At 56.2% G+C, this 1,698-nt stretch carries 2 protein-coding genes and 2 pseudogenes; all 4 read right to left on the bottom strand.

What is annotated here, in order from left to right; translation table 11 throughout:
- The coding region (locus AAH446_RS19615) for a DUF3304 domain-containing protein (protein ID WP_342908348.1) at positions 1-351 on the bottom strand (351 nt) is incomplete at its 3' end.
- A 98-nt stretch (positions 352-449) separates the two neighbouring features.
- Positions 450-686, bottom strand: a pseudogene (locus tag AAH446_RS19610) (hypothetical protein); the annotation flags it as partial.
- The gene (locus AAH446_RS19605) at positions 674-1,207 is read right to left on the bottom strand and encodes a DUF3304 domain-containing protein (protein WP_342908347.1); all 534 of its coding nucleotides are present in this window, start codon (positions 1,205-1,207) and stop codon (positions 674-676) included. The pseudogene AAH446_RS19610 and the gene AAH446_RS19605, both read right to left, overlap by 13 nt.
- Before the next feature lie 98 nt (positions 1,208-1,305).
- Positions 1,306-1,542, bottom strand: a pseudogene (locus AAH446_RS19600) (hypothetical protein); the annotation flags it as partial.
- Positions 1,543-1,698 lie beyond the last annotated feature (156 nt).

Raw genomic sequence — 1,698 nt, 5'->3', positions numbered from 1 at the left:
GCGATTCTGAGCCTTCATTTTGTTTCGCCAAGCATTGTATTTTTCCCTATTTGCAAACCCAGGAAATCCGTCCATATCGCCTACTCCAGTTTCCCAGTCCACCCTCACCGTCATACCCGGCCGCCACTTCGCCGGCACGCCATAGCAGCAGCCGCCGCCACCGCCCTGATACGGTCCGATAATGTCTATCCCCGACTGACCGTCGACGCTGAAATGGTTGATCGCCCATTTGGTGTGGTTGACTGCCTCTATGGTTCCGCCGCCCCCCCGGCTTTCCGCGTTCGCCGCCGGCTGGCTACAGCCCGCCAGCAGCAGAGCTCCCAACACCACCAGATAATGTCTTATTTTCATTTTGCATTCCTTTTATGAATTAACAGGTTACGTCCGTCTTGCTTAGCCATGACTTTTCGCGATGGCATGGCTAAACATTACTGAAGGGGAATAAAGGCCAGATCGTGATTAAGGTTATTGCCGGTGCCGTCAAAAAACAGGCTGATATGCAAAGTCTTACAGCAGGGGGGCTCCACGCGCCGCCCGGCGGCCAGGCACAGCTCCTGCCGGTAGGCAAGCTCGTGGTTGTCCTGCTGCGCGCAGTTTGTGCCGACCAGCGCAGCCTGAGTGGGTAAACGCCCCCGGGCCGGAAACGCCGGCGGGAACCACGTCAGATCGGTGATTATTTCGGACATACTTTCGGCTCCGGCATCTGTAGCGGCTCGTTGATTGGGTAGCCCGGCCGGCCGGGGCTCACACAGCTGGTCGTCACTTTCACCTCATTACAGGGCATAAAGTGCACCGTGATCCCGCAGGTTTTTTGCCCCGTATAGTCCGGTACCGGTACCACCGTGGTGTGCTGCTTATTCTGGGCCTTCATTTTTTTTTCCCAGACAAGATACTTGGCATCGTCACCAAAGCCAGGGAAACCATCCATATCTCCGACTCCAGTTTCCCAGTCGATTTTGACCGTCATACCCGGCCGCCATTTCGCCGGCACACCATAGCAGCAGCCGCCGCCGCCGCCCTGATACGGCCCGATAATGTCTATCCCCGACTGACCATCGACGCTGAAATGGTTGATTGCCCATTTGGTATGGTTGATGGCAACAATGGTTCCACCACCGCCGCTTCGGGTTTCGGCTTTCGCCGTCGGCTGGCTACAGCCCGCCAGCAGCAGAGCTCCCAACACCACCAGATAATGTTTTATTTTCATTTTGCATTCCTTTTATGAATTAACAGGTTACGTCCGTCTTGCTTAGCCATGACTTTTCACGATGGCATGGCTAAGCATTACTGAAGGGGAATAAAGACCAGATCGTGATTAAGGTTATTGCCGGTGCCGTCGAAAAACAGGCTGATATGCAAAGTTTTACAGCAGGGGGGCTCCACGCGCCGCCCGGCGGCCAGGCACAGTTCCTGCCGGTAGGCCAGCTCGTGGTTGTCCTGCTGCGCACAGTTTGTGCCAACCAGCGCAACCTGGGTGGGTAAACGCCCCCGGGCCGGAAACACCGGCGGGAACCACGTCAGATCGGTGATTATTTCGGACATACTTTCGGCTCCGGCATCTGTAGCGGCTCGTTGATTGGGTAGCCCGGCCGGCCGGGGCTCACACAGCTGGTGGTCACTTTCACCTCATCACAGGGCATAAAGTGCACCGTGATACCGCAGGTTTCATGCCCCGTATCACTGCTTTCATCCTTCATC

The sequence above is a fragment of the Erwinia psychrophila genome, from assembly GCF_039023475.1.
Lineage (GTDB): Bacteria > Pseudomonadota > Gammaproteobacteria > Enterobacterales > Enterobacteriaceae > Erwinia.
This window is presented reverse-complemented; position numbering and strand designations above follow the sequence as displayed.